The organism is Streptomyces sp. NPDC046122, assembly GCF_056429965.1.
On the sequence record NZ_JBWKLQ010000011.1, the window covers coordinates 40,303 to 60,206 of the forward strand.

Below are 19,904 nucleotides of genomic sequence, written 5' to 3' on the forward strand. Positions count from 1 at the left end.
CCCCATCGGAACACCATAGCGCAGTGCGAAAGAGAAAAAAAACACCCCCCCCCCCACCACCCCCCCCCCCCCCCCCCCCCCCCCCCCCCCCCCCCCCCCCCCCGCGGCTCTTGTCGTTCCCCGGTGCGCGGCGCCGGGTCAGGGGGTCAGCGGCGGTCGCGGTCCGTGCTCGTCGCGCCGGGGAGCGGGCGATCCGTCCTGCCGGATGACCTCGCCCTGCACGACCTTGCCGTCCGGGCGGTGCATCCGGGCCTGCTGGAAGGCGTCGCCCAGGCGGCCGCCGCCCGCCGCGCTCATCCGGCGTTCCAGGGAACGCTCTGCGCGCCGTCCGAGGAACGTCCGCACGGGCGGTACGAGGAGCAGCAGTCCCGCCACGTCCGAGATCATCCCGGGCAGCGTCAGCAGCAGGCCGCCGAGCATCAGGAAGCCGCTGCCGCTGCCCAGGCGGCGCTGCGCGGGCGTCTCGCCCGCCTGCTGCCGCTGGAGCGTCTCGGTGAGGTTCTTGAAGGCCCGCCGTCCCGCCCGCTTGACGACCACCGCGCCGAGCAGGGCCCCCGCGACCAGCAGCAGCAGGACCGTGAAGCCGCCGGCGGCGTCGGCCAGCAATGTCAGGAGCCAGATCTCGAGCACCAGCCAGGCGACGACGCCGAGCGGTACGAAGGTGCGCGCGCGAGAGCGCCGGGGAGCGGTAGGGGGCGGTGAGCCGGTCGTCATGCCCCCAGTGTGCCTGGGCGGGCGCCTGGACGGCGTAAGGGGGGGATCAGGAGGGCTTGCGCCCCAGCAGCTTGTTCGCCCGGGAGCCGACGCCCCAGGCCGTGACGCGCCACAGCGCCTCGACGACGATGTCCCGGCTCATCTTGCTGTCGCCCAGCTCCCGCTCGACGAAGGTGATCGGCACCTCGACGACGTTGTAGCCGGCCTCGACCGCGCGCCGGGCGAGGTCGACCTGGAAGCAGTACCCCTGGGAGGCGACGTCTTCGAGGCCGAGACCTTCCAGGGTCTCGGCGCGGAAGGCGCGGAAGCCGCCCGTCACGTCCCGGATCGGCACGCCGAGGAGCACCCGCGAGTACGTGCTGCCGCCGCGCGAGAGAACCTCACGGTGCTTGGGCCAGTTGACGACGCGTCCGCCCGGCACCCAGCGCGAGCCGAGCACCAGGTCGGCCCCCTTGAGCGCGGTCAGCAGCCGGGGCAGTTCCTCGGGCTGGTGCGAGCCGTCCGCGTCCATTTCGACGAGTACGCCGTAGCCGTGCTCGACGCCCCAGTTGAAGCCTGCCAGATAGGCCGCGCCCAGGCCCTCCTTGCCCTTGCGGTGCAGGACGTGGACCTGGTCGTCCGAGGCCGCGATCTCGTCGGCGGTCTTGCCGGTGCCGTCGGGGCTGTTGTCGTCGGCGACCAGGACGTGCGCGTCGGGCACCGCGGCACGCACCCGGGAGACGATCGGCTTGATGTTCTCGGCCTCGTTGTAGGTCGGAATGATCACCAAGGCTCTGCCGAGCGGGCCGTAACGCCTCTGACCGCCGTCGTTCACTGCTTCCCCTTAATGTCCGTACACCGTTGCCCCACCATAGCGAGCGTGGTCGGCGGGTCCGCACGGAAGGCGGCCGGAGGAAGCGCACCGGTTTCTGCGGGTCGGGGCCCGGTGTCCTTCGGGCCGGCCCCGGGCCCGCCGGCTGCGGGTCGGCCGAGAGCCGTTGTCTACTGAACGTCCGGGCCCCACCCGGGTCCCACCTGCCGGTCGGCCGAAACCTTCCCTCGCCCCCGAGGCGCGGGCGCTGAACCTGGCTCCGAGTACTGGCGCGCCGGTGCGGCGCACCGCCCCATGACCCAGCGGCGTTCGACGACTGCGTGGAGGTTTGCCGGCCGGACGTCCTGCGGTGGACTCCGCCGAACCTACCCGCCGGTGGCCGCTTTCTGTCAACAGTCGTTTGACCTGGGGTTATTGCCCAAATCACCAGGTCAGTGCGGAAGGTACGGACTTGCCATGGAACCCCGGTGGATCACCGATCGGCCGTACGCGGTCGGCGCACATCACCCGTTCGGCCGCTCGTAAACAGTTTGTCCGAAGACCACGGTCCGCAGGCAGACGGGGAGTTGGGCGCCGGGCGTGAGGTCCGGCAGGCCGGGCGTGCCCGAGCGCGGGTCGGTCGACCAGCGGGCGACCCGGTCGTCGGGCGCCTGCACCACGAGTGCGTCGGCGCGCCAGACCGCGTAGTCGGCGAGCGCCCCGGGGACCAGGGTGCCCGCGTCGTCGCGGCCGACGGCGCGCCAGCCGCCGCGCGTGTGGGCGGTGAAGGCCGCGCGTACGGAGACGCGGTGCTCGGGCGTCCGGTGGAAGGCCGCGGCGCGAACCGTGCCCCACGGGTCGAGCGGGGTGACGGGGCTGTCGGAGCCGAAGGCCAGCGGCACGCCGGCGCGCAGCAGCGCCGCGTACGGGTTGAGCGTACGGGCCCGCCCGGCGCCCAGGCGGCGGGCGTACATCCCGTCCTCGCCGCCCCAGGCGGCGTCGAAGGCGGGCTGCACCGACGCGGTGAGGGCGAACTCGGCGAAGGCGGCGATGGTGGCCGGGGTCAGCATCTCCGCGTGCTCGATCCGGTGGCGGGCGGCGCGGACGCGGGCCAGGCCGAGCTTGTCGGCCGCCGCGCGCACCCCGTCGACCACCGAGGTGAGCGCGGCGTCGCCGATGGCGTGGAAGCCGGCCTGGAGCCCGGCCTCGGTGCAGGCGGTGACGTGGGCGGCCACGGCCGCCGTGTCGAGGAAGGCGGAGCCGGTGTGGGACGCGTCGGCGTACGGGGTGTGCAGGCAGGCGGTGTGCGAGCCGAGGGACCCGTCGACGAAGAGGTCGCCCGCCGCGCCGGCCGCGCCGAGCTCCCGGACGCGCCGGGCGTCCTTCGCGCCCGTGACCTGCTCCGCCCAGTAACCGAAGACGCGGGGGCCGGGCTCGTCGGCCGCCAGCTTCAGCAGGGCGGCGAAGTCCTCCTCGGAGGAGATCTCGGGACCCGCGCACTCGTGCACCGTGCCGATGCCGAGCGAGGCGGCGTGGGCGAGCGCCGCGCGCTGCGCCTCGGCGCGCTGCCGGGGGGTGACGGCGCCGTGCGCCGCCGCGCGCACCGCGTGGTGGGCGGCGGCGGTGAGCGGGGCGTCCGGGTGGTAGCCGGCCAGGCCGGTCACGCCCGGGACCAGGTCGAGGAGGGCGGTGGTGACGACGGCGGAGTGGACGTCGATCCGGGGCAGGTACAGCGGCCGGCCGCCGGCCGCCTCGTCGAGTTCGGCGCGCGTCGGAGGCCGCTGTTCGGGCCAGCGCGTGGCGTCCCAGCCGTGCCCGAGGAGGATCCGGCCCGCCGGCGCCGAGGCGGCGTGCGCCCGTACGAGCTCCAGCGCCTCGGCGAGACTCCGCGCGCCGGAGACGTCGAGGCCGGTGAGCGCGAGGCCGGTGGAGGTGGTGTGCACGTGCGCGTCCGTGAACGCGGGGGTGACCAGCGCCCCTTCGAGGTCGATCACCTCGTCGACGCCCGGGGCGAACGCGTCGGCGGCCCCTTCGGAGCCCACCCAGGCGACGTGTCCGCGTTCGACGACCATCGCGGTGGCGAAGGGGTCGGCGGGGCTGTGGACCTCGCCGCCGCGCAGCAGCACGGTGCGGTGGTCGGCCTGGAGGGTGGGGGCGTCGCGCTCGGTCATGGTGAACAGTCTCGCCCCTCGCGCGGGACGAGCCGTGCGCGGGGGGCGTGGGCGGCGGCCGGGCCCGGTGGTCAGACCTGCGGCGGGCGGGCTTCGTAGGGGGTGGAGAGGACGACCGTCGTACGGGTGGACACGCCGGCCAGGGACCGGATCCGCGTCAGCAGGTGCTCCAGTTCGAGCGGGGTCGCGACCCGCACCTTGAGGATGTAGTTCTCGTCCCCCGCGACGCTGTGGCACGCCTCGATCTCGGGAACGCCCGCCAGCCGTTCCGAGATGTCGTCGGGGGCGCTGGGGTCGAACGGTTTCACCGAGATGAAAGCGGTGAGCGGCAGCCCGACGGCCTCGGGGTCGACCACCGCGGCGTAGCCCCGGATGACGCCCCGCTGCTCCAGCCTGCGCACCCGCTGGTGCACGGCTGACGTGGACAGGCCCGTGGCCTTGCCCAGGTCGGTATAGCTCATCCGCCCGTCCTTGACGAGCAAATCCACGATCTGACGATCCAGCTCCTCCATAGCGGGTCAACCTATGCCCCGGAGGCCCTCACGCACAGCCGGAGTCTCACGGGAGGGGCACCTGCGGGCGGCATGTGACGAACGCCACAGGTCTGGAGCCGTGTCCTTCGCGCAAGCGCGATTACCGCGCGTGCGCGAAGGGAAGTGCTTGCTGTGGTCGAGGCCGCAGCGCCTTGTCGGCCCACCCGAGGGGGAGTGTCTCCATGCAGAACCAGAAGCGCACCGGACGTACCGAACCGGAGCCCGTTGATCGCGTCGACGAGGATGAGATCGACGATCTCGACGCGTACGACACCTTTGAGATGTTCCGGGTGATCTGCCCGGACTGTGCCCAGCCGATCGCGTTGCTGGCGGACGAGAACGTCCTGCCCGAGCACGCGAAGTGCCCGACCCCGTGGAACCCGTTCGGGCTCACGGCCTGCGAGGGCACCGGCCGCCCGGCGGCGGACGCCGAGCCCGCAGACGCGACGCTGGAGGTCCAGGAGCAGGAAACGGCCCTGCTGTTGACGCTCCCTCAGGGGCTCGACTGGCGGACGCAGCCGTTCTCGCACGTCGGGGGGCCGGGCTCGCGCCCGCTGAAGGCGTCGCAGTTGCGCCGCGCCGCCTAGCGACTCTTCCGCCCTCAGGGCGTCTCCCAGTAGGTTCCGCGCACCATCGCCTCCAGCGACGCGCGGTGCAGGATCATCGTGTCCGGGTCCGCGGGGACCCGGATCTCTCCGAAGTGCACCTGCCGGTGGGCGATGCGCAGCATCACCACGGCGTGCCGCAGGGCGGCGTACAGCGTGTGGAACTCCATGTCCCGCGGCGTGTGGCCGGTGAGTTCGGCGTACCGCGACTCGACGTCGTCGCGCCGCAGGAAGCCCGGCAGGCCGGGCAGGCCGAAGCTCACCGTGAGGTCCTGGAAGAAGCGGTGGAGGTAGACCGTCCAGCCCAGGTCGAGTTCGCGCGGCCCGTAGGAGGCCATCTCCCAGTCGAGTACGGCGGCGGGCTCGAAGCCGTCGTAGACGATGTTGCCGATGCGGGCGTCGCCCCAGCTGAGCACGGCAGGAGCGGTGTCGTCGGGCCAGTGCGCCTCCAGCCAGTCGAAGGCCGACTCGATGAGCGGTGACCGGGCGACGCCGTCCACCACCCAGGCGTAGTACGCCCGTTGCGCCTCGACATGGCGCCGCAGGGGGCTGCCCGTGCCCGGCGGCATCAGGAACTCCGCCTCCTTCGCGGGGAACTGGTCGTGCAGGCGGGCGAGGACGGTCAGCGTCGCGTCCTGGAGGCGGGCCCGCTCCGCGTCGGTGGCCGAGTGCAGCCAGTTGCCCTCGTACGTGTAGGGCATCACGTCCGGCGGGACGCGGCCCGCGGCGCGTTCCATGACGAAGAAAGGCGCGCCGAGCGGCCCGGGGTCCTCCTCCAGCCACAGGACGCGCGGCACGGGGACGCCCGTGTGCCGCGCGACGAGGCTCATGACGCGGTGCTGGCGGGCCATGTCGTAGACGGGGAAGACGCTGTACGCGCCGGGGTCGGCGGCCAGGCGCAGGGCGCAGGAGGACACCGGGGCGGACGGGTGGTCGAGGTCGAAGAGCAGCGTCTCGCTCGACATGCCGTTGGCGGCGGGCGCCTCGACGCCGCCGATCCGGGCGCCGGGCAGCCGCGTGCCGAGCCACGCGGTCAGGCGGCGGGCGAGTTCCTCCGGGTCGCGGGTGGTGGTGCGGGGCCGGGGTGCGGTTGCCATGCCGTACTCCTGTCGGGAGGGTGACGCTCAGGGGGCCACCGATTCGAAGCCGGTGAAGCCGCTCGGATCGTGGCGGCCGAAGGTGCCGTGCTCGAAGATCCCGTAACCGGTCCGCCCGTCGAGGGTGAAGCGGGCGGCGTGGTCGGTGACGCCGTACGCGGCCATGGGGTGCGCGGCGGGGTCGGAGAGGTCGTACGTGCGGCGGTCCGTCCAGCCGCGCCCCTGCCAGCTGCCGTGCTGCCAGTCCGTCGCGGGCGGGTAGCCGGCGCCGACGGCCAGCGGCGAGGAGTTGAGGATCTCGACGCCGAGCTGCAGCGGCTTGCGGTCGGGTCCGGTGAGGTGGACGACGGCGCGCTCGGGGTGGCGGGTGCCCGGGCGGTACGTGATGTCCGCGTGGGGCCAGCCCAGCTGGACGTCGCGCTCGCCCTCGCGCACGAGCAGCGCCTCGTTCAGGGTCCGGTGGCCGTCGGCGTCCTCCTGGGCGATCACCATCAGGAACCGGTCGTCGAAGCGCGCCGGCGCCCAGATCCAGTGGAGGCCCTCGGGCGGGTGCTCCTCGGCGGCCCGGCCGCCGTCCTCACCCGGGATCGGCCGTACGCCCCAGCTCCGGTCGCGGGTGCCGGTCCACTCCCCCGCAGTCAGGGGTATCTCCTCTCCCCCGGCGCGGATCACGCCCGTACAGCCGCCCGCCTGGACGAAGCGGCGGCCTTCGAGCATCAGGCGGCCGCCGCGCCGCTGGACGTGGTGCGGCTCCCAGACGGCGGGGAAGTGCGCCGTCCACGTGACGTCGTACGCGAGGGCGTCCGGGTCGGCGGGATCGGCGTCGCAGTGGAGCGTGAAGCGGCGCAGCGGCTCGTCGACGGTGATCCGCAGGGGGCCGACGCAGAGATTCATGCGGTCGTCGGTGAGGGCGTCCGAGGCGCGCACGGCGTGCAGTCGGCCGCCGATGCGCAGGGTGGCGTAGGCGTCGATCACTCCGGTGTTCGGGTAGACGCCGAGCCCCGCGATGAGCAGGGCGCGGCCGGTGTGGTCGACGAGGTGGAAGATGCAGCGGTCGTAGGCGTTGCGGTCGCCGGTGGCGACGTGCTTCATCGACAACGGGGCCTGGTGGATCGGGTATTCGTCGAGCGCGATGGGTCGGTCCTCGGCCACGGCGGTCCTCCTGGGCGCGGACGTAGCGGAATACGGCGTACGCGTCGCCCGGAGGCGCGGTCCCCGGCGGCGGACTTGACGGTACGTCAGAAACCCTGCCGGGGGCCATACGCATGTCACCGCGCGAGGGCTCGTTCGTCGCTCCGGGCCGGCCCCGGTCAGCCGCTCCGGGGCGGCGCCGGCCGCCCGGTGGGGCGGCGCCGTCCGTCGCCCGGGGGTCCGGGTCGTTCACCGCGCGAACGGAAACCCGAATGGCGTGGGCGATAACCCGGGACGCCTTGTGACTGTTGGCCCGATATGACCCTGCAGTACACCCAGGTCGGCGACGGACGCCGGCGTTTCGTTCCTCCGCCCTCCGCTACCGCAGAATCGGTTCCGCATCCCACGGACCCGCCCCTGTTCCGCGCGCTCCTGCGCCAGTGGCACAGCCACGGCCGCACCCTTCCGGGACGCCGCGACCCGGAGTGGGTCCGGCTCGTGGCGTCCCCGGCCTGGCCGGACGCGGCGCGGATCAGCGCGTCTCGGGACCTACGAGACGGCGGGCGATGACCATGCGCTGAATCTGGTTCGTACCCTCGACGATCTGGAGGACCTTCGCCTCGCGCATGAAGCGCTCGACGGGGAAGTCCAGCGTGTAGCCGTAGCCGCCGAGCACCTGGACGGCGTCGGTCGTCACGCGCATCGCCGCGTCGGTGCAGAACAGCTTCGCCATCGCGGCCTCCCGCGAGAACGGCTGCCCGGCGTCCCGCAGGCGCGCCGCCGCGAGGTAGAGCGACCGGCCCGCCTCGATCTGGGTGGCCATGTCGGCGAGCATGAAGCGCAGGCCCTGGAAGTCGGAGATCGGCCGGCCGAACTGCTGCCGGCCGGTGGCGTACGAGACCGCCTCGTCCAGGGCCGCCTGGGCGACGCCGATCGCGCAGGCGGCGATGCCGAGGCGCCCCGAATCGAGCGCGGACAGCGCGATCGCGAAGCCCTGGCCCTCCTCGCCGATGCGGCGGGAGTCCGGGACCCGTACGCCGTCGAAGTTGAGCTGGGCCGTGGGCGAGCCCTTCATGCCCATCTTCTTCTCGGGCGCCGCGGCGTTCAGCCCCTCGGCGTCGCCGGGGACCAGGAAGGCCGTGATGCCCCGGGGGCCCTCTTCACCCGTACGGGCGAGCACGGTGTAGAAGTCGGCGATCCCCCCGTGGGTGATCCACGCCTTCGTGCCGGTGATGACCCAGTCGTCGCCGTCGCGCACGGCCTTGGTGCGCAGCGAGGCGGCGTCGGAACCGGAGGCGGGCTCCGAGAGGCAGTAGGCACCGAGCAGGCCGCCGCCGAGCATGGCGGGCAGGTGCGCGGACTGCTGTTCCTTGGTGCCGTAGCCCGCCAGCGCGTGACAGGCGAGGCTGTGGACGCTGACGCCGAGGCCGACCGTGAGGCGGGCGGCGGCGAGCTCTTCGAGTACCTGGAGGTAGACCTCGTACGGCTGGTCTCCGCCGCCGTGCTCGGCGTCGTACGGCAGACCGAGCAGACCGGAATCGGAGAGCAGGGCGAAGATCTCGCGCGGGAAGTGCCCGGCGTCCTCCTCGGCTGCGGCCCGGGGGGCGATCTCCCGCTGGATCATGTCGCGCACGAGCGCGAGCAGATCCCGGGACTCCTCGGTGGGCAGCTGTCGTTCCACCGGCTGCGGGGCGCGGTCGGGCATGGGGGCGCTCTCCTCCCTGTCGGGCGCTGCGGCGGTCGCGCGCGCAGGGTGTGGCCGCGCCGCCGGTCTCTCTGCCTGGCCGCCGGCACCCCTCCGGATCACGGAAGTCGCTGGCCAGCGGCTGTGGCGCGTTGAGTATGCCCGATGGATCGACGTACGTCACGGGGTCGCCGGAGGCGCCGGGCAGCTCGGCTCCAGTTCCTCGATCGTGCGGAGCGTGGCGCGCAGCAGCCTTGTGAGCAGCTCGCGCACGGCGTCGCGGCCGAGCTCCTGGTGGCTCAGCCAGTCCAGCGTGACCCCTTCGGCCCCGGCCATCCAGCCGATGAGGGCCAACCGGGCGGTCGGCGGGATGTCGCGGCGGCCGTACGCGCCCTCCGCGACGGTGGCGATCAGCTCCTCGCGGACCGCCTCGCGGATGGCCTGCACCTCGGTGTCGAAGCCGACGCCGCCGGTGACGATCGTGCGGAACGCCGCCTGGTGGTGCTCGGCGTAGCGCAGATAGCCGTCGATGGTGCGCTGAACGCGTTCGGCGGTCGGCAGGTCACGGTCGCTGCCGGCCCGGGCGACCAGTTCGGCGACCGACTCCTCGACGATGGCGAGGTAGTAGCCGCGTTTGCTCTTGAAGTAGTAGTAGATCAAGCCCTTGGCGACGCCCGCGTGCCGGGCGATGTCGTCCATCGACAGGGCGTCGTACGACGTGTCGGCGAACAACTTCCGCCCGGTCGCGATGAGTTCGGCGCGGCGCACCTGCGATCGCTCGCTGGAGCCACGCTGTTGACTAATATTCAATACCGGCCCTAGTCTCCCACTGCCACAGGATGTCCGCAGTATGGCAGAGCTGCGCCGACTCCCTTTCCGCGTCGGCCTGTCGACGGATATTCCGCGCACTCGCACCCTGCTCCACAGCACCTCCAGGCACTTCCCCCGCGCACCGCGACGACGTACGGGAGGAACCAAGTGAGCGCATCCGAACGGCCGCCCGCCGAGGGCAGGACGGCATGGAAGAAGACAGCGGTCCTCGCGACGCCGGCGGTCCTCGCGGTCGCGGTGATGACGTCGATGATGGGCCAGGGAGCGCTGGCCGCGTCGTTCGCCGTGTCCGGGACGAGCTTCCAGGTGGCGTCGGGGAAACTGACGAGCCGGGGACTGTCCAGTTACGTGCAGACGGACCGGTCGGCGGACGGCAAGGGCCACCCGGTCGCGCTGCTCGGCATCGGGGACGCCAGGCTCAGCGACATCTGCCAGGCCGCCGAGATCGACACCCCCGTCGGCACGGTCGTCTTCAAACTGACGGCCGGCGGCAAGGCCGGTGAGGTGACGGCCAGCAGTCTGATCATCGACGCCGAGGACCTCGTCGGCGACGCCCGCTTCGGCACGGCGCAGATCGGCCGGGACGCCTCGACGCTGGACCAGGTGCCCGGGGTCAAGGGCGAGGCCGGGAAGTTCGGGCTCCAGGCCGGGGACATCGAGGTGGCGGGCGTGAAGTCGCACGCCTGGTCGGCGACCGGCGGGAACTTCCGGCTGAAGGGGCTCAGCATCGACGTGAGCCTGGACGGCAAGAAGTGCTTCTGATCCGCCGCGCGGCGAATGGCCGGCCGGCGCAGCGGCTTTCGCACCCGGACGCGCGGCGCGCGCTGCGCGCCTGGCGGCGGACCCGCCCGTTCTGGGGCGGACTGCTGCTGATCCTCGGCGGAACCGAGCTGCTGCTGGTGCCCCTGTCGCCGCTGACGGTGCTGGTGAGCCTGGGGCTCGGCGGGCTCGCGGCGATCGGGATCGGGCTGACCCTCGTCGCGGCCGGTCTGTTCCTGTGGTTCCTGCCGCACACCCGCCATTACGTGAGCGTCAACGCGCTGCTGCTGTCCGTCCTGTCGTTCGCCGCGACGAACCTCGGCGGTTTCGTGGTGGGGACGGCGCTGAGCATCGCGGGCAGCGCGATGGGGTTCGGCTGGACGCCCGTGCGGAAGCCGGAGGAGGCCGTACGGGAGCCGGAGGAGGCGGCCGTTCCGCCGCCCACCGGCGGGCAGGGTCCGCGGACGTTCGCAGCGGCGCTGCCGGTCGTCCTGCTGGCGGCGCTCGGCCAGAGCCCGGTGCGGGAGGCGCCGGCCCCCGGGGCGGTCGTCGCGGCCCGCACGCCGCCGACGGTGACCACGACGCTGTTCGCGCCCCACGGGTTCCTGGTGGCCGGGGTGCGGGAGGTGCCGACCGCCGACGGCCCGGTGCGGGCGATGGTGCTCAGGATGCGGTCCGCCTCGCTCACCGACTACCGTCTCCGGACCCGCGACGGCCGCGAGGAACTGACGCTCGGGGCCGACACCCTGGACCTGAGCGGCGATGTGACGCTCTACCTCACCCGGTTCAGCGGGTGCCTGGAGGGCGTCCTGTGCCTCACCTTCACCCCGGACGGCCTTCCGGTGCCGCCCGTGGTGCCGCCGTTCGTCTTCATGACGGACGTGCGCGCCGAACAGGCGCTGGTCACCTCGGACTCGATCGTCACCGACGGGCTGACCCTGCGGGCGCCGTGATCCGACGCCCGTTACATGAGGCCGGCCTGCGTGACGAACATGGCGAGGACCACGACGAGGGTCCAGCCCATGACGTGCTCGAGGATCTTGGGGCCGTCGTCCGTGGGGCCGCCGGTGCCGGCCCTGGACTCGGTGCGGGTGATGTCGGCAGTGGTCGCTGTCATGGCATCCACAGTGCCCACCGGGGCCGCCCCCGGGGAAGATGACGTTCGTCACGCCCCGGGACCGGCCCCCGCGATCAGCGGACTCCGACGGCCGCGAGAGCCCGCTGCTGCGCGGCTGTGGGGCGGGCGGGCCAGTAGAGGTAGCAGACGCCTCCTGTGCCGGACACCACCTTCCCGCTCGCGTTGTAGCGCTTGGTGCGCAGCCAGATGTTCTCCCATTCGCGGCGCTTGTAGACGCGGCGTACGGCCTGGTTGTCCGCGGAGGCGGGGTCGTTCGCGATCACGTCGCCGTCCGGGGTGAAGCCGATGACGGTCATGAGGTGGCCCGCGGTGCCGTAGCCCGCGCCCGTCAGCTCCTCCTTGAGGAAGGACTGCGACGTCATGGCCGGGATGCCCGCGCGGATCAGCGTCTCCAGCTCGGTGAGCGAGTGCAGGCGGGTGACGACGGCGCTCATGTCCTCGTACGTGGCGGCGTAGGCGGCGTTGAAGGGCCAGTTGCCGCACCCGCTGTACTGGTAGTCGAAGGTGAACCGCGCCGCGTGGCAGACCTGCGGGTCCTCGAAGGCCGGATCGACCCAGGCCAGGTCCTCCGCGGTGGGCCCGCGGCCCCAGTATTCGATGATCATCTGCGACGAGGTGGGGCTGCACCACGCCTCACCGCCGTTGTCGTACTCGGGGTACTGGCCGATGTGCGTGTTCTGCGAATAGCGCGGCACGGCCAGCTCCCGGGCCACCCGGGGCGGCGCGGCCGGCACGGCGAAGCGGTCGGGGATGTCCGAGGCCATCGCACCGGCACGCCACACCATGGGGGTCAGCCCGGTGCCGGGCCTGCGGTGGAGGGTCAGCCTGAGCCGGTACGAGGCGAGGCGCAGGTCGCCGGCGGAGCTGTTCATGGCGAACGTGTCGGTCCAGATGCTGCTGCGGCCGTCGCTCTGGTCGTCGACGGAGGTCCGCTTGATGTCGGCGTCGCCAGCCGCCCAGCGGCCCATGACGTACCAGGGAGTGGGGGCGCCGTCCGCGTAGGCGCCGCGCAGCTCGATCCCGATCCAGGTGCCGGGCGGGGTGTGGGCGTTCCAGGAGGCGATGACCTCGCTCGCCGGGACGGCGCAGCGGTGGACCGGGGAGGTCCAGGTGGCGCTCTCCCACGTGGACGTGGCGCCGGTGTGCGGGTCGGTGTAGTCGGTGCGGCCGGACGGACTGCCGATGACCACGCCCGGCCTGCGGCCCCCCACCACCCGGGTGCCGTCGGCCGTGCCGGAGCGCCAGTCCTTGGCCGAGGACCAGAAACGGTTGTCGACGAGCCGGGCCGGGGCGGCGCCCGCCGCGCCGGCCGGGGACGTGGACGCCGCGACGGCGCCCGCCGCCGCGGCGATCGCGGCGGTCAGGACGGTACGGCGGGAGGTGGGTCTGGTCATGGTCATGGCCCCCGAGTCGGATGCGGATGCGCGGGCAGGTGCACGACAGTGCGCCCACTATGGCCGCCGGCGACGGGCTTGGGCCAGCACTTCGGACCGCGTCGCGTGACCAATATGGGTACAGGCCAATGGCGGAAACCGCACGCCGCGCACGCCGCCTAGGGTGGGAGCGTGGAACGTCTCGATCAGCTCGCCGCCTCGCTGCGCACGCTGCTGCCCTCCTGCGGCCCCGTGCGCCTGGTCGCCGTCGACGGGCACGCCGGCTCGGGCAAGAGCACCTTCGCCGCCCGGTTGGCGGCGGCGCTGGGCGGGGCGCCCGTGCTGCACCTGGACGATCTGGCGACGCACGACGAGCTCTTCGCGTGGACGGGCCGGCTGCGCGAGCAGGTGACGGGCCCCTTCTCGCGCGGGCAGAGCGCGCGGTACGCGACGTACGACTGGAACCTGCGCCGCTTCGGGCCCGCGCGCCCGCTGGAGGCCGCGCCCGTGGTCCTGGTCGAAGGGGTGGGGGCCGGGCGGGCCGCCGTCCGGCCGGATCTCGCCCGGCTGCTCTGGATGGACCTGGGCGCACCGGAGTCGTGGGCGCGCGGGCGGCTCAGGGACGGGCCGGCGCAGGCGGACTTCTGGGACGGATGGACGGCGGCGGAGACGCGCCATTTCGCCGCGGACCCGTCGCGGCCTTACGCGGACCTGTTGGTACGGCAGCGCCAGGAGGGGTACGAGTGGCTCCCGGGACCTTACGCGACAGCGTTGCCGAACCATTCCGTCACCGTGGGTGACCGCCGCGCCCCGCCCTCGGAAACGGTCTGAAAACCTCCCCCCTGAGTGCCTCAACTCCGCTTGACCCGGGGGGCGTACAGGTCTTACGTTCTCAATGTGCGGCTTTTCGAAGTCGCCGCAGACGCGAAGCCCCCGGTTGTTCCCCCGTGATCGGGGGCTTCGTTCTGCCCACAGGCCCCTTCACGACCCCCTGACGACCCCCTTCGCTCACCCTCGGTCACCGTCGCTTCCGGGCCTGCGCCACCCCTTAGTCCAGTCCCGCCCGCACGGGTACGATGCTGCTTGGTGCGGTCAATTCCCTTCCGCGGCACAGCGGTTCTGAGACCTGCCGGCGGGCCCGCGCCCGGCGGCACATCACGGGGGGCACGGTTCGTGGGGGATGTGACGGATTTCGGCTCGCAGGGCGTCAACGCCCCGGCCGAGCTCGCCTGGCTCCGGGGCGTCGACGCGTACACGATGGGCGCGTACCCGCAGGCCGAGGAGGAGTTCAGGTCCGCCGTACGGATGGACCCCGGCATGGCCGACGGCTGGCTCGGTCTCCACGCGCTGCGCGTCGACACCACCACGGCGCTGCTGCGCATGTACCGCCATCGCGAGCGCTTCGGCGAGCAGCGCGCCCGCCACCGCCGGACGCTCAACTCCTGGTACTGGCTGGGGTGGTGGGTGCAGCCCGTCCTGGAGAAGCCACGCGACCTGCTGCTCGCGCACGCCTCCCACTGGCTCGACGGCCGCCATGTGCCCGAGCTCGACCGGGCGCTGGCGGGGCTGCCGCCGGTGGACGCCGATCCACAGGTGCGGTTCCTGCACGCCTGCCGCGCGTACCTGGTCAAGGACTGGGAGCAGCTCGTACGCCACACCGATCCGCTCGTCGACGACCCCCTGCTCGGCATCGAGACCGGACTCTTCGGCGGCATGGCGCGGGTGCGGCTGGAGATGTACGGGCAGGCCGAGCCGATGCTGTCGGCCGCCCTGATGCGCTGCCGCAGCGAGCAGCCGCAGCGCAAGGAGCTGCGGTACTGGCTGGCCCGCGCGCACGAGGGCACCGGGCGCAGCGCGGCGGCCCTGCCGCTGTACCGGGCCGTGCACCGGGTGGATCCCGCCTTCATGGACACCGCGGCGCGGCTCGCCGCGATCGCCGAGGGGGACGGTTACGAGGACTCCGCGGGCTTCGCCGCCGTGTCGCTGGCCGGGATCGGCCAGGACGCGGCGGACGCCGCCGGCGACAGCGAGAGCCTGCCGGGCCCCGAGGTTCCGGAGGGCCGGGACTTCCTGCTCGGGGACGGGCAGCCACCGCGCGGCGGCGGCCCGGTGGCCGTGGCCGGGGACGCCGGCGTACGGGAGAAGGACCGGGTGCCGCCCAGGCCGGGGACGGTGCGGTCCTTCCCGGCCGGCCCCTCCGATTCCGCGATGCTCGCCGAGGCGCTGGCGGAGCTGGAGCGCATGGTCGGCCTCGAACCGGTGAAACGCCAGGTGAAGGCGTTGTCCGCGCAGCTGAACATGGCCAGGTTGCGCGCGGGGCAGGGCCTGCCCGTACAGCCTCCCAAGCGCCACTTCGTGTTCTCGGGCCCTTCCGGCACCGGCAAGACCACCGTCGCGCGCATTCTCGGCCGGGTGTTCTACGCGCTCGGGCTGCTCGGCGGGGACCATCTGGTGGAGGCCCAACGAGCTGATCTGGTAGGGGAGTTCCTGGGCCAGACGGCCGTCAAGGCCAATGAGCTGATCGACTCGGCGATCGGCGGGGTCCTCTTCGTCGACGAGGCGTACTCGCTCTCCAACTCCGGTTACAGCAAGGGCGACGCGTACGGCGACGAGGCCCTGCAGGTGCTCCTCAAGCGCGCCGAGGACAACCGCGACCATCTCGTCGTGATCCTCGCCGGCTACCCGGAGGGCATGGACCGCCTGCTCGCCGTCAACCCCGGCCTGTCCTCACGCTTCACCACCCGCGTGGACTTCCCCAGCTACCGTCCGCTGGAGCTCACCGCCATCGGCGAGGTGCTGGCCGCCGAGAACGGCGACGCGTGGGACGAGGAGGCGCTGGAGGAACTGCGCAGCATCAGCGGGCACGTCGTCGACCAGGGCTGGATCGACGAGCTGGGCAACGGACGGTTCCTGCGCACCCTGTACGAGAAGAGCTGCGCGTACCGCGACCTCAGGCTCTCGGGTTACGCCGCCACGCCGACCCGCGACGACCTGGCGACGCTGCGCCTGCCCGACCTGATGCAGGCGTACGGCGAGGTGCTGTCGGGGCGCGGCCCGGCGAACCGGGGGCGCCAGGAGCCGCCCGCGCTCTGACGGCGCGGACGGCTTCCCCGGGTCAGCCCACCAGGGCCGCCGGTTCCCCCGCCGCCGTCGCCGCGTCGTGGGACGGCCGGGGCGCCGCGACCCGGTGGGCGGGGTCGCGCACCTCGCCCACCAGCATCTCCAGCACGTCCTCCAGCGCCACCAGGCCGAGCACCCGGCCCGACCCGTCCGCCACCTGCGCCAGATGCGTCGCGGCGCGGCGCATCACGGACAGGACGTCGTCCAGGGGCAGTTCGGCGCTCAGCGTCGCCATCGGGCGCCACACGTGCTGCGGCACGGCCCGCTCCCGGTCCTCCAGGTCGAGTACGTCCTTGACGTGCACGTATCCCATGAAGGCGCCGCCGCCGACGCACACCGGGAAGCGCGAGTAGCCGGTGCGCACCGTCAGGTCCTCGATCTCCCGGGGCGTGACGGCGGGCGCCACGGTCACCAGCGACGCCCGGTCGAGCAGCACGTCGGTGACCGGCAGGCTGCCCAGCTCCAGCGCGTCCTCCAGCCGCTCCTGCTCCCCCGGTTCGAGGAGCCCCGCCTGGCCCGAGTCCTCGACGAGGCGGTTGAGCTGCTCACTGGTGAACACCGCCTCCACCTCGTCCCTGGCCTCGACGCCGAACAGCCGCAGCACCGCCCGGGCGCACGCGCCGAGCCCGGCCGTCACCGGGCGGCACAGCCGGGCGAAGCCGACGAGGCCGGGGCTCAGCCACAGCGCGGTCCTCTCCGGCGCGGCCATGGCGAGGTTCTTGGGGACCATCTCGCCGACGACCAGGTGCAGGAACACGACCGCTGCGAGCGCGATCACGTAGCCCAGCGGATGGATCAGCCCCTGCGGCAGGCGCACGGCGTGGAACACCGGCTCCAGCAGGTGCGCCACGGTCGGCTCGGCGACCGCGCCGAGCGTCAGGGAGCAGATGGTGATCCCGAACTGCGCCGCCGCCATCATCTGCGGCAGGTTCTCCAGCCCGTGCACGACCTGCCGCGCACGGGCCGAGCCCGCGGCCGCGAGCGGTTCCATCTGGCTGCGGCGTACGGACACGAGCGCGAACTCGGCGCCGACGAAGAATCCGTTCGCGAGCACCAGGAGCCCCGCGAAGATCAGTTGCACCACGCTCATCGCACGGCCTCCGGAACCTGCGCGGTACGGACGAACCGCACCCGCGTGGCGCGGTAGCGGTCCACCTGCCGCACGGAGAGCCGCCAGCCGGGCAGTTCGGCCCGGTCGCCGGGGGCGGGGATGCGCCCCAGCAGGTCCGCGACCAGGCCGGCCACGGTCTCGTACGGCCCCTCGGGCACGTCGAGACCGATCCGCCGCAGGGTGGGCACCCGGCAGCTGCCGTCCGCCTCCCAGGCCGGCCGGCCGTCCTCGGCGGGGGCGGCGGCCAGCTCGGGCGGTTCGGCGCCCTCGTCGTCGTGCTCGTCCCTGACCTCGCCGACCAGTTCCTCGACGATGTCCTCCAGGGTGACGACGCCGGCCGTGCCGCCGTACTCGTCGACGACGACGGCGATGGGCTGTTCGCCGCGCAGCCGCACGAGGAGCTGCTGCACCGGGAGCGTCTTTGGGACCAGCAGCGGCGGTACGGCGACCCGGGCCACCGGGGTGCGCAGCCGCTCGTGGACGGGCACGGCGAGGGCGTCCTTGAGGTGGACCATGCCGACGATCTCGTCGATGCGCTCCCGGTAGACGGGGAAGCGCGAGAGGCCGGTGGCGCGGGTGAGGTTCAGTACGTCCGCCGCCGTCGCGGAGGACTGGAGGGCGCTGACCCTCACGCGCGGGGTCATCACGTGCTGGGCGGTGAGCCCGCCGAGCGACAGCGTCCGTACGAACAGATCGGCCGTGTCCTGTTCGAGGGCGCCGGCCCGCGCCGAGTGCCGGGCGAGCGAGACGAGTTCGCCCGGAGTGCGGGCGGACGCCAGCTCGTCGGTCGGTTCCACGCCGAGCATGCGTACGAGCCGGTTGGCGACCGCGTTCAGCAGGGAGATCACGGGCCGGAAGACAGTGGAGAAGAGGTGCTGCGGTCCGGCGACGAACCGTGCGACCTGCAGCGGCCGGGAGACCGCCCAGTTCTTCGGCACCAGCTCGCCGATCACCATCTGGACGGCCGAGGCGAGCAGCATGCCGACGACGACGGAGACGCCGGGAACGGCTCCGCGCGGTATGCCCGCGGCGGTGAAGGGGCCGGCCAGCAGCTGGGCGAGCGCGGGCTGCGCGAGCATGCCGACGACCAGCGAGGTGAGGGTGATGCCGAGCTGGGTGCCGGAGAGCTGGAAGGACAGCTCGCGCAGGGCCGCGACGACGGTACGGGCCCGCCGGTCGCCCTCGGCGGCGGCGCGCTCGGCGTCCTGCTTCTCGACGGTGACCAGGCCGAATTCGGCGGCCACGAAGAAGCCGTTGGCGAGGATCAGGAGGAATGCCGCGGTGAGCAGCAGGAGGGGGATGGTCATGCCGCCGCCTCGGGGGAAGGGGCGGCGCACGTACTGCCGGACGATCCGTCCATTGCCGGAGGGAGTCACTCCTCGGGTAGGGGGTGCTCCGCGGGCCGGTGGCGCGCCCTGTGACGCGGAGCGCGGCGCACCCGGCGCCGCCGGCACCAGAGTAGACGCGACCTGGCCGCCCCGGGCAGGAGCTCAGCCGCCGTGCGTGCCGGTGCCGCGGGATTCGGCCAGGGCGCGCAGGGCGCCGGCGTCCCGGATGGCCTGCTGCTTGGCGACGCCGGGCTGGATGCCGAGGGCGGGGAGGCTGGTGCCGTCGCTGAGGTCGAGGAAGACCCAGGCGTCACCGGGGCGCAGGTTGACCCGTACGATCTCGGCCCACTCCAGCCGGCGCCGGGTGGTCAGGTTGACCACGGTCACCCCGGCCTCGTCGGCGACCACCTTCGGGCGGCTCAGCAGGAGCAGTACGCCGAAGAGCAGCGTCGCGGTGAAGACGAACGCCACCCGCTCGGCGCCGCTGAGCGTTTCGAGGAGCAGGGCGACGGCGGTGATGACGGCGAACATCGCCGCCCCGACGGTCAGGAGGACGGCCCGGGTGCGGGTCGGCCGGAACGTGACCGGCAGGGCGGGGAGTTCGGACTGTGACACGGCGGTCGCGTTTCCTTCGGGGTGCGGGGCGGCTGTACGGCGGTCAGAGACGGCAGGCGTGGATGGCCGTCGTGAGGATGGCGCGGGCGCCGAGCTCGTACAGGTCGTCCATGACGCGCTGGGACTCCTTGGCCGGGACCATGGAGCGGACGGCGACCCAGCCCTCGTTGTGCAGCGGCGAGATGGTCGGCGACTCCAGCCCCGGGGTGAGGGCGACTGCCGCTTCGAGGTGCTCGGCGCGGCAGTCGTAGTCCATCATCACGTAGCTGCGGGCGACCAGGACGCCCTGGAGGCGGCGCAGGAACTGGGCGACCTTCGGGTCGACGGCCTCTTCGGCGGAGACGCCGGTGCGGCGGATCACGACGGCCTCGGACTTCATGATCGGCTCACCGATCACTTCGAGGCCCGCGTTGCGCAGGCTCGTGCCGGTCTCGACGACGTCGGCGATCACCTGGGCGACGCCCAGCTCGATGGCGGTCTCGACCGCGCCGTCCAGGTGCACGACGGCGGCGTCGATGCCCTCGTCCGCGAGGTGCTTGGCGACGATGCCCTCGTACGAGGTGGCCACCGTCATGCCGCCGAAGTCCTTGACGCCGGTCGCGGTGCCGGGCTTCGTGGCGTAGCGGAAGGTCGAGCGGGCGAAGCCGAGCTGGAGGATCTCCTCGGCGTTGGCGCCGGAGTCCAGCAGCAGGTCGCGCCCGGTGATGCCGATGTCGAGACGGCCGGAGCTCACGTAGATCGCGATGTCGCGGGGCCGCAGGTAGAAGAACTCGACCTCGTTCTCGGGGTCGACGAGGCGCAGTTCCTTCGACTCCTTGCGCTGCTGGTAACCGGCCTCATGGAGCATCTCCGACGCAGGTCCGGAGAGGGAGCCCTTGTTGGGGATGGCGATGCGCAGCATGAG

19 protein-coding genes are annotated in these 19,904 nt (G+C 73.0%); 5 read left to right on the forward strand and 14 right to left on the reverse strand.

Annotated features, from left to right (window positions below):
• Positions 1 to 138: 138 nt before the first annotated feature.
• The 4 genes from fxsA to AC07FK_RS25060 form a co-directional block, all read right to left on the reverse strand.
• Positions 139 to 714: an FxsA family membrane protein gene (fxsA, locus tag AC07FK_RS25045; RefSeq protein ID WP_479107190.1), complete on the reverse strand. Its 576-nt coding sequence runs from the start codon at positions 712 to 714 to the stop codon at positions 139 to 141.
• 46 nt (positions 715 to 760) lie between these two features.
• The gene (locus AC07FK_RS25050) at positions 761 to 1,528 is read right to left on the reverse strand and encodes a polyprenol monophosphomannose synthase (protein WP_479107191.1); all 768 of its coding nucleotides are present in this window, start codon (positions 1,526 to 1,528) and stop codon (positions 761 to 763) included.
• Positions 1,529 to 2,028: 500 nt separating this feature from the next.
• Positions 2,029 to 3,675, reverse strand: a complete 1,647-nt coding sequence (locus tag AC07FK_RS25055; RefSeq protein ID WP_479107192.1) for an amidohydrolase — start codon at positions 3,673 to 3,675, stop codon at positions 2,029 to 2,031.
• A 71-nt stretch (positions 3,676 to 3,746) separates the two neighbouring features.
• Positions 3,747 to 4,187 (reverse strand): Lrp/AsnC family transcriptional regulator, encoded by a 441-nt coding sequence (locus tag AC07FK_RS25060; RefSeq protein ID WP_214970885.1) that lies wholly within the window; start codon positions 4,185 to 4,187, stop codon positions 3,747 to 3,749.
• Positions 4,188 to 4,390: 203 nt separating this feature from the next.
• On the opposite strand from AC07FK_RS25060, the gene AC07FK_RS25065 reads away from it, so the two are divergent.
• Positions 4,391 to 4,795 carry a hypothetical protein gene (locus AC07FK_RS25065; protein ID WP_479107193.1) on the forward strand — a complete coding sequence of 135 codons (405 nt, stop codon included), beginning with the start codon at positions 4,391 to 4,393 and terminating at the stop codon, positions 4,793 to 4,795.
• A gap of 14 nt (positions 4,796 to 4,809) precedes the next feature.
• On the opposite strand, the gene AC07FK_RS25070 is transcribed toward AC07FK_RS25065, so the two are convergent.
• The 4 genes from AC07FK_RS25070 to AC07FK_RS25085 all read right to left on the reverse strand — a co-directional run bounded on the left by AC07FK_RS25070 (position 4,810) and on the right by AC07FK_RS25085 (position 9,535).
• Positions 4,810 to 5,910, reverse strand: coding sequence for a phosphotransferase family protein (locus AC07FK_RS25070; RefSeq protein WP_479107194.1), 1,101 nt, complete (start codon positions 5,908 to 5,910; stop codon positions 4,810 to 4,812).
• A 27-nt stretch (positions 5,911 to 5,937) separates the two neighbouring features.
• Entirely contained in the window at positions 5,938 to 7,062 is a 1,125-nt protein-coding gene (locus tag AC07FK_RS25075) for an Rv3169 family protein (RefSeq protein ID WP_479107195.1), read from the reverse strand.
• 511 nt (positions 7,063 to 7,573) lie between these two features.
• Positions 7,574 to 8,746, reverse strand: a complete 1,173-nt coding sequence (locus tag AC07FK_RS25080) for an acyl-CoA dehydrogenase family protein (protein WP_479107196.1) — start codon at positions 8,744 to 8,746, stop codon at positions 7,574 to 7,576.
• A 159-nt stretch (positions 8,747 to 8,905) separates the two neighbouring features.
• Entirely contained in the window at positions 8,906 to 9,535 is a 630-nt protein-coding gene (locus tag AC07FK_RS25085) for a TetR/AcrR family transcriptional regulator (RefSeq protein ID WP_479107197.1), read from the reverse strand.
• 261 nt (positions 9,536 to 9,796) lie between these two features.
• Between AC07FK_RS25085 and AC07FK_RS25090 the strand changes: the two genes are divergently transcribed.
• Positions 9,797 to 10,318 (forward strand): DUF6230 family protein, encoded by a 522-nt coding sequence (locus tag AC07FK_RS25090; RefSeq protein WP_479107301.1) that lies wholly within the window; start codon positions 9,797 to 9,799, stop codon positions 10,316 to 10,318.
• Entirely contained in the window at positions 10,309 to 11,268 is a 960-nt protein-coding gene (locus AC07FK_RS25095; protein ID WP_479107198.1) for a DUF6114 domain-containing protein, read from the forward strand. Before AC07FK_RS25090 ends, AC07FK_RS25095 begins: the two co-directional genes overlap by 10 nt.
• Positions 11,269 to 11,279: 11 nt before the next feature.
• Here the strand turns inward: AC07FK_RS25095 and AC07FK_RS25100 are convergent, their stop codons facing one another.
• Both AC07FK_RS25100 and AC07FK_RS25105 read right to left on the reverse strand, forming a co-directional pair.
• Positions 11,280 to 11,432, reverse strand: a complete 153-nt coding sequence (locus tag AC07FK_RS25100; RefSeq protein WP_479107199.1) for an SCO1431 family membrane protein — start codon at positions 11,430 to 11,432, stop codon at positions 11,280 to 11,282.
• A 74-nt stretch (positions 11,433 to 11,506) separates the two neighbouring features.
• Positions 11,507 to 12,847, reverse strand: coding sequence for a peptidase C39 family protein (locus AC07FK_RS25105; protein WP_479107200.1), 1,341 nt, complete (start codon positions 12,845 to 12,847; stop codon positions 11,507 to 11,509).
• Positions 12,848 to 13,018: 171 nt separating this feature from the next.
• Here AC07FK_RS25105 and AC07FK_RS25110 point away from each other — a divergent pair, with 171 nt between their 5' ends.
• Positions 13,019 to 13,657: a uridine kinase family protein gene (locus AC07FK_RS25110; protein WP_479107201.1), complete on the forward strand. Its 639-nt coding sequence runs from the start codon at positions 13,019 to 13,021 to the stop codon at positions 13,655 to 13,657.
• Between the two features lie 342 nt (positions 13,658 to 13,999).
• Positions 14,000 to 15,919, forward strand: coding sequence for an AAA family ATPase (locus AC07FK_RS25115; protein ID WP_479107202.1), 1,920 nt, complete (start codon positions 14,000 to 14,002; stop codon positions 15,917 to 15,919).
• Between the two features lie 22 nt (positions 15,920 to 15,941).
• Here the strand turns inward: AC07FK_RS25115 and AC07FK_RS25120 are convergent, their stop codons facing one another.
• The 4 genes from AC07FK_RS25120 to hisG all read right to left on the reverse strand — a co-directional run bounded on the left by AC07FK_RS25120 (position 15,942) and on the right by hisG (position 19,901).
• On the reverse strand, positions 15,942 to 17,036 hold the full coding sequence (locus tag AC07FK_RS25120; RefSeq protein WP_479107203.1) for a hemolysin family protein: 1,095 nt from the start codon (positions 17,034 to 17,036) through the stop codon (positions 15,942 to 15,944).
• Entirely contained in the window at positions 17,033 to 18,364 is a 1,332-nt protein-coding gene (locus tag AC07FK_RS25125; protein WP_479107204.1) for a hemolysin family protein, read from the reverse strand. The genes AC07FK_RS25120 and AC07FK_RS25125 overlap by 4 nt, the downstream gene beginning before the upstream one ends.
• A gap of 183 nt (positions 18,365 to 18,547) precedes the next feature.
• A complete protein-coding gene (locus AC07FK_RS25130; RefSeq protein WP_479107205.1) occupies positions 18,548 to 19,000 on the reverse strand; it encodes a PH domain-containing protein in 453 nt (150 codons plus the stop codon).
• Positions 19,001 to 19,043: 43 nt separating this feature from the next.
• Positions 19,044 to 19,901: an ATP phosphoribosyltransferase gene (hisG, locus tag AC07FK_RS25135; protein ID WP_069929748.1), complete on the reverse strand. Its 858-nt coding sequence runs from the start codon at positions 19,899 to 19,901 to the stop codon at positions 19,044 to 19,046.
• Positions 19,902 to 19,904: the final 3 nt, after the last annotated feature.